The organism is Janthinobacterium sp. GW821-FHT03A03 (genome assembly GCF_059421435.1).
Window position 1 is genome coordinate 155,772 of record NZ_JBWKUZ010000010.1, and the last position, 7,279, is coordinate 163,050.

The window sequence follows — 7,279 nt, forward strand, 5'->3', positions numbered from 1 at the left end:
GTTTAAGCTCCCTTCTTGGCTTTGGTTTTGATGGCTGGCGAGACAACTACCTGGCCATTTTTCGCACCTGGAATCGCGCCTTTGACCAGCAGCAGCTGACGGTCGGCATCGATACGGGCGATCACGAGGTTCTGGATCGTACGGTTAACGTCACCCAGATGACCGGTCATGCGCTTACCAGGGAAAACGCGACCTGGATCTTGTGCCATACCGATGGAACCTGGAACGTTATGCGAACGCGAGTTACCGTGCGTTTGACGGCCGGAAGCGAAGTGGTAACGTTTGATAACGCCTGCATAGCCTTTACCAATGGTAACGCCTTGCACGTCGATCTTTTGACCGACTTCGAACAGGGAAGCGGCGACAACATCGCCAGCTTTCAGTTCAGCGGCTTTGGCAGCGTCGACACGGAACTCTTTCAACAGAGTACCGGCTTCAACACCAGCTTTAGCGTGATGACCAGCAACAGCTTTGGTCACGCGGGAAGCGCGACGTTGACCGAATGCGACCTGAACAGCGGAGTAGCCATCTGTTTCAGGGGTTTTGATTTGCGCAACACGGTTGTTCGATACGTCCAGCACGGTGACAGGAATCGAATCCCCTTCATCCGTGAAAATGCGCATCATACCAACCTTGCGACCGAGAAGGCCTAGGCTCATTTTTTCTCCATTCCCACCTGCGATTGGGCGGGGCTTGTTTAACTACAAAGTAACGTAGGACTCAAAAAAGACGAATCCATACCGAAGCCGGCTAGTATATAGCACAAAAACCCTTGACGCAACAAGTTAACACGAGGTATGTCAAAGTGTTGCGCGACGCCCGTGCGGGAGTTGTCAAAGAGGGCAAATATCGGGCAAAACGGGGGGGCGGATGGTCATCCATGCGGGTCGACGCCATGACGACAAAGGCGCGAGGCGGGCTTGCCGCCCGACTCGCGCCTCACGCTTTCCCGCCTTCACGCAGCGCCGCGCCGGTCGCCGGGCGATCGCCACCAGGCACCCGGCACTAGCCGCCGTGCGTCCTGTCGCAGCTGGCGGTGCAGGTGTCAAGCATCATCTGGCAGATCGGGCTGCTGCTGCCCAAGCCGCCAGCGCCCGTGCAACTGGCGATTTTTTGCCAGCAACCGTAATAGCATTGCTGTAATTCTGCGCTGGTGGCATAGGCATAACTGCCGCTCAGACTGCAGGCGAAGAGGAAAAAAGCCAGTTTCTTGATCATGGTGCTGTCTCCAGGTTTTTCATCGATTGGGATGGAAGGACTTGCCAAGCAGTGGCAAGCCATCCTGCCTGCCGCCGCCCTACTACTTTGGTACGTCGCGCATGTATATTCATGCTTTGCGGAAATTAATACCAAAGAGTACCGTAAACAATACCAACTTAAAACCACTTATTTACCAAATCAGCAATGTTTTTTATGTATGCCGTGGCAAGGCCTCTGGATTACTGGCTACCCTTGCCCACGTGGTACCAATCAACCTTGCGTGTCGCCACCATGATGGCCGCCAGCACGGCAAACAGCAGGATGCTGCCCATCACCAACGCATTGTTTTCCGAACTCAGCAAGCCGTACAGGGCACCATACAGCAGCGTCAGCCCCACGCCGAAACCGATGCCGCGCCAGGCGTTGTGCAGCACGTGCATCAGATAAAAGCTGGTCAGCACGATACAGGCGGCGCTGGCGATCAGGTAGGCGGCCAGGAAGGCGATGTGTTCTGCCAGGCCCACCAGCAGCAAGAAGAAGATCACCAGCGACAAGCCGACCAGGAAGTACTGCACCGGGTGGATCGGCAGGCTTTTCAGGATTTCAAAGATGAAGAAGGCGGCAAAGGTCAGGGCCACGAACAGCAAGCCATATTTGGTGGCCCGGTCCGATTGCGAATACACGTTCACCGGCTCGATGAAGCCCACGCTGAAGCGGTCCACCTGGCCCAGCGGCGCGCTGTCGGGCATCTTGAATTCCCCCTCGATCGTGCTCAGTTGCGTTTGCGCATTGGTGGCCAGCGAGGAGATGCTCCACTCGACCTGAAAGCCATCGGCGTTGATCTGGCGGAATTTCGGCGACGGCAGGAAGCGCCCGCCAAACTGCGGATGGGGCCAGTTCGACTTGATGCTGATCTGACTGTTTTTCGCCAACGGCACGAAGTGCTGGCGTTCGATGCCATCGAGGCCCAGGTCAAAGCTGAAGCCCACCTGCTGCGGCGCCGCCAAGGGCATGGCGCCCAGCGGCGCATGCAAGCCGCTGCGGAAGGCAAACAGATCGCTGCCCTGCTCGAACTCGATTTTTTGCCCGCCCCAGTCAATTTTCGGAATGTTGCGGATACCGCGCACGTCCTCGATGGACAGGGCCACGAACGGGGCACCCAGGGTCACGCGCGAGTCCGGCGACTTGCGCGGCAGCTGGCCGCTGGCCGGCACTGTAAAGTCGCCCTTGAAGGCGTGCTGGCCGCTATAGACCAGCACCTGATGGATGCCGCGGTAACGGCGGTCCGTTTCGATGTTACCGTCGAGTAGTAAATTGTTCGGGTAGACAAGCAGACGACGCTGCACCGTGCGGCGCAATAGCTCCGTGCGCACCGCCGATTTCGCTTCCTTGTCATCGCCCTTGGCCACCTCCACGCGCTCTTCATACTGCTCCGTGTAGGGAATCACCAGAATGGGACCGATGATGGTTTGTTCGCGCACCGAATCGGCGGCAATGCTGTTGACGGCTTCCTGGCGGAATTCCATCCGCTCCTTGATCGTTTCCTGAATCATCAGCAAAGGCAGGCCGATCAGCAGCATCAGGCCGAACACGATCAACGCTTTGACTAACAGAGTTTTTTGCATGGCGCATCCTTGAAGTAAGGCGGCCAGTGTAAAAAAACTGTATGCGCTGACGATGCGTTCTGTGTGAAGTCAGCAAAAAATTAGGTCAGGCCAGCGGCAGCCGCAGGCAGGCACAGGCGCCGCCATCCGGATGGTTAGCGACCTCGACTGCACCACCATGCAGGGAAGCCACCTCGCGCACGAAGGGCAGTCCCAGGCCCGTGCTCTTGCCTGCGCTCGGGCGCGGCAAGGAATAAAATCGCTCGAAGACGCGTTCGAGCGCATATGCCGGAATACCTTCGCCGCGGTCGCGCACGGCGATTTCCACCTGGCTGCCCAGGCGCCGCGCCGTCAGGTCGATGCAGCTGCCCGGCGGCGCAAAGCCGGCCGCGTTATCGAGCAGGTTACCCAGCGCCTGGCGCAGCAACAGGGCATCACCGGCCACGCTCAACTCGCCGCATTGCAGTTGCAGGCCCACGCCGCGCGCCGCCAGCGTTGCGGCTGCGTCCTGCGCCACTTGCGCCAGCAGGGGCGCCAGCGCGATGCGCTCGGGCGCGTCCAGGCGCTGCTGCTTTTCCACGCGCACGAGGGCCAGCAGCTTGTCGATCAGCTGCCGCTGGCGTGCATTCTGTCCGAGGATGCTGCCGAGGAACTGCTGCCGCTCTGCCGGCGCCATATCTTCCTGCAGCAGCTCGGCCGAGGCCTGGATGGCGGCGATCGGGCTTTTCAATTCATGCGCCAGTGTGTGCATCAACTGCTCCACGTACTCTTTGCCCTCCAGGCGCGTGCGCATCGCTTCCAGCGCCCGCCCCAAGGTGCCGAACTCGTTCTTGCCCAGGGCCGGCAGCGCCACCTTGCGCCCGGCTTCCACCTCGCCGATATAGCGCATCAGTTTGCCCAACGCATGGTGCAGCCACCAGGCGAAGGCCAGGCCGATCAGCAGGGACAACAATAGCAACACGGCGCCGCGCTGCAGGATCTTGCGCTGGCTGCGCTCGACAAAGGCTTGCACGCTGGCGTTTGGCTTGGCCACCGTCAGCACCCCGATGACCTCATCGCCATCGCGAACAGGCGCGGCTACATGCATTACCGTCGACATCTCATCATCGGACCGGCTGCGGGTGCTGCGCGCCCCATACTTGCCCTGCAAGCTGAGGTACACGTCGTTCCAGCGCGAATAGTCGCGGCCCACGTCACGCCCGCTGGAATCGAACAGCACGATACCGCGCCGGTCCGTGATGTAGATGCGGTAATCGAGAGTCCGCTTGCGCACCCCATTGATATTGATGTCCACGCCATGGCGCGCATAGTCCTGCATGCGCGCCAGCACCGGCGACTGCGCCAGCGTGCCCGCCTTCAGATCGGGCGCCACCAGGCTGGCCAGCAGCTGCGAGGTGTCGACCAGGGTATCTTCCAGGGTCGAGCGCACGCCAGGCTTGACCTGCTCCATGAAGACGTTCAGCAGAAACCACGCCGCCAGGCCCACGATCAGGAAGTAGCCGAGCAAGATGCGCAGGCCGATTCTCATGCGCAAGCCAGGCTGTAGCCGAGGCCACGGTGGGTCTGGATGGGGTCGAGCTGCGCATCGATGAGGCGCAGCTTGGCGCGCAGCGACTTGACGTGCGCGTCGACCGTGCGCTCGAGCGTATCGGGTGCCCCGCTCCACACCCGCTGCATCAGCTGCGCGCGGGACAGTACATGACCCGGATGCTCGATCAGGGTTTTCAGCAACAGATATTCATAGCGGGTCAGCTCCAGCGGCTGGCCGTAAAACAACACCCTCGCCTCCGGCGCGCGCAATTCGAAGCGCTCCGCCGCAGCCGCGGCAACAGGCGCAACCATCGTCATGCCTGATTCGCGCGAAGTCGGCGTACTACCGGCACGCCGCAGGATGACGCGGATGCGCGCCACCAGTTCGCGCGGTGAAAACGGTTTAGTGACGTAATCGTCGGCGCCAATTTCCAGGCCGACGATGCGGTCGATTTCGTCGCTGCGAGCGGTCAGGAAGATCACCGGCACATCGGAAAACTGGCGCAAGCGCCGGCATACTTCCAGCCCGCTCATGTCGGGCAAGCCCACGTCGAGTACCACGAGCACGGGAATTTCTGCCGCCTCGCCGGGATGTGTGCGCAACGCGGCCAGCGCCTGCTCGCCCAGCATCACGTGGCGCGGCGCAAAGCCATCCGTGCGCAGGGCATAGGCGATGCTATCGGCAATCGCCTGTTCATCTTCCACGATCAGGACAGTCTTGGACATGGGCGGCGGCACACATTGATGGAGAGACCCGGAGTATCCCTGAAGCGGTCAAGCGGCGTCAATCGCGCGCGCAAATGGGCAGCGGCAAAAAGCCTCCCGCAAGAAATCACGAATGGCCTAGTTATCACGGCATAACGCCACCGATGCGCCTTGCCCAACACCCGCACAAGAAAACGTTGAAAACCATACCCCCAGGCGATGCTGCGCGGGCGCTTCGACGCGATAGCGGCCATATCGCGCGGCTAAGGCTGGGCGACGTGGATGCTGGCCTTGATGTGCTTGAGGTGGGCCACGATGGTGAACGTCATCACCACCAGCAGCGACCATGAGCTCCATTTGCTGACATGCACCACCGACCATGCGCCAAGCTGATTCGGGTAGCGCCATACGCCCCAGAAGGTACTGATGTTTTCAGCTAGCCAGATAAAGAAGCCGACCAGCACGAAACCGAGCAGCAAAGGCATGCTGCGGTCGCGGTCGAGCGGACGAAATACCACGGTGGTGCGCGCGTACAAGCCCAGCGCGCAGGCGGCCAGGTACCAACGATAGTCGCCGATGTAGTGATGGGTGAAGAAGTTGGCGTAAATTAGCAGCGCGATCAGCACCGCCATCCAGTACGGCGGATGGTGGCGTATGCGCATGTCGAGCAGGCGCCAGGTCTGGATGATGTAGCTGCCGACGGCAGCGTACATGAAGCCGGAAAACAGGGGCACGCCAAGCACCTTGCTGTAGGCAAAGTCGGGATAGCTCCACGACTGGATCGTCCCCGAGACCTTGAACACCTCCAGTGCGAAGCCGACCGCATGAAACAGGCAGATGGCTTTCAATTCATCCCACGTTTCCAGCCCGCTCCAGACCATCGCCCCCTGGATCGCCAGTGCCACCAGCAGCAGCACGTCATAGCGCGGCAGGCCGAACAGGCCTGTGCGCGGCACCAGGAAGACGGCAGCAAAAAACAGCCCCACGAACAGGCAGGACCTCGCCTCCTTGATGCCGAAATACAGGAACTCGGTCAGGAAGCGCGGCCAGCCGCGCAAGCGATGGCGGGGAGTGGCATTTAACAGGTGGGTATCGATGGCGTTAAGCATGCAGCAACTTTATCGGCCGCCCGCGGCACTGTAAAGCGATTTTGCATGCGCACCAACGGCAATGGGGCCGGGCGCACTCACGATCGTGAGCAGGCCCGGCCCCATCATCAGGCAGCGGGACACCCGCCGGCCTTCTTAAAGACGATTATTGCAGTTTGATTTCAACATCAACACCAGCTGGCAGGTCCAGCTTCATCAGCGCGTCAACGGTTTTGTCCGTTGGGTCAACGATGTCCATCAGGCGTTGGTGCGTACGGATCTCGAACTGATCGCGCGAAGTTTTGTTGACGTGCGGGGAACGCAGCACATCGAAACGCTGAATACGGGTAGGCAGTGGTACTGGGCCTTTGACGACAGCGCCGGTGCGCTTCGCGGTTTCAACGATTTCCAGAGCGGACTGGTCGATCAGTTTGTAATCGAAAGCCTTCAGGCGGATACGGATTTTTTGGTTTGGTGCCGACATGATATTTCCTTAAAAGAACGAACCGCGCGGTTTGCACGGCAATGAGGTAATACGGGAATTTCTGACGCAACAACCGTCAGGGTCGACATGATAGCACCAAAATGCTTGCCAACCCCGGCAGTTGAATAAAAAGAAGGGCGCCGGGCGACGACGCGTCTTCTTTTATGCAGGCTTAAGAATTAAGCCAGGATTTTTGCAACCACGCCGGCGCCGACGGTACGGCCGCCTTCACGGATAGCGAAGCGCAGACCTTCTTCCATCGCGATCGGGTTGATCAGCTTGACGGTGATCGACACGTTATCGCCTGGCATGACCATTTCTTTGTCTGCTGGCAACTCGATCGAACCGGTCACGTCCGTCGTGCGGAAGTAGAACTGTGGACGATAGTTGTTGAAGAATGGCGTATGACGGCCGCCTTCGTCTTTCGACAGAACATAGATCTCGCCGGTGAAGTGGGCGTGCGGCTTGATCGAGCCTGGCTTGGCCAGAACTTGACCACGTTGCACGTCTTCACGCTTGGTGCCGCGCAGCAGCAGACCAACGTTGTCGCCAGCTTGACCCTGATCCAGCAGCTTGCGGAACATTTCCACACCGGTGCAAGTCGTTTTGACGGTATCGGTGATGCCGACGATTTCGATCTCTTCGCCGACCTTGATGATGCCGCGCTC

At 59.8% G+C, this 7,279-nt stretch carries 8 protein-coding genes; all 8 read right to left on the reverse strand.

Annotated elements, in window-relative coordinates:
* Positions 1–2: 2 nt before the first annotated feature.
* Positions 3–659, reverse strand: coding sequence for a 50S ribosomal protein L3 (gene rplC, locus AC07VI_RS19045; RefSeq protein ID WP_076565200.1), 657 nt, complete (start codon positions 657–659; stop codon positions 3–5).
* A gap of 346 nt (positions 660–1,005) precedes the next feature.
* Positions 1,006–1,218 (reverse strand): hypothetical protein, encoded by a 213-nt coding sequence (locus AC07VI_RS19050; protein WP_086147730.1) that lies wholly within the window; start codon positions 1,216–1,218, stop codon positions 1,006–1,008.
* Positions 1,219–1,439: 221 nt separating this feature from the next.
* The gene (gene creD / locus AC07VI_RS19055) at positions 1,440–2,825 is read right to left on the reverse strand and encodes a cell envelope integrity protein CreD (protein ID WP_086147729.1); all 1,386 of its coding nucleotides are present in this window, start codon (positions 2,823–2,825) and stop codon (positions 1,440–1,442) included.
* A gap of 85 nt (positions 2,826–2,910) precedes the next feature.
* The gene (creC, locus tag AC07VI_RS19060; RefSeq protein WP_099375286.1) at positions 2,911–4,332 is read right to left on the reverse strand and encodes a two-component system sensor histidine kinase CreC; all 1,422 of its coding nucleotides are present in this window, start codon (positions 4,330–4,332) and stop codon (positions 2,911–2,913) included.
* The gene (gene creB / locus AC07VI_RS19065) at positions 4,329–5,060 is read right to left on the reverse strand and encodes a two-component system response regulator CreB (protein ID WP_492992258.1); all 732 of its coding nucleotides are present in this window, start codon (positions 5,058–5,060) and stop codon (positions 4,329–4,331) included. The genes creC and creB overlap by 4 nt, the downstream gene beginning before the upstream one ends.
* 242 nt (positions 5,061–5,302) lie before the next feature.
* On the reverse strand, positions 5,303–6,148 hold the full coding sequence (locus AC07VI_RS19070) for a DUF817 domain-containing protein (RefSeq protein ID WP_086147726.1): 846 nt from the start codon (positions 6,146–6,148) through the stop codon (positions 5,303–5,305).
* Between the two features lie 145 nt (positions 6,149–6,293).
* Entirely contained in the window at positions 6,294–6,611 is a 318-nt protein-coding gene (gene rpsJ / locus AC07VI_RS19075) for a 30S ribosomal protein S10 (RefSeq protein ID WP_010394389.1), read from the reverse strand.
* A gap of 179 nt (positions 6,612–6,790) precedes the next feature.
* Positions 6,791–7,279 (reverse strand): EF-Tu C-terminal domain-related protein (locus AC07VI_RS19080; RefSeq protein WP_494808814.1); only part of this gene is annotated, 489 nt, incomplete at its 5' end.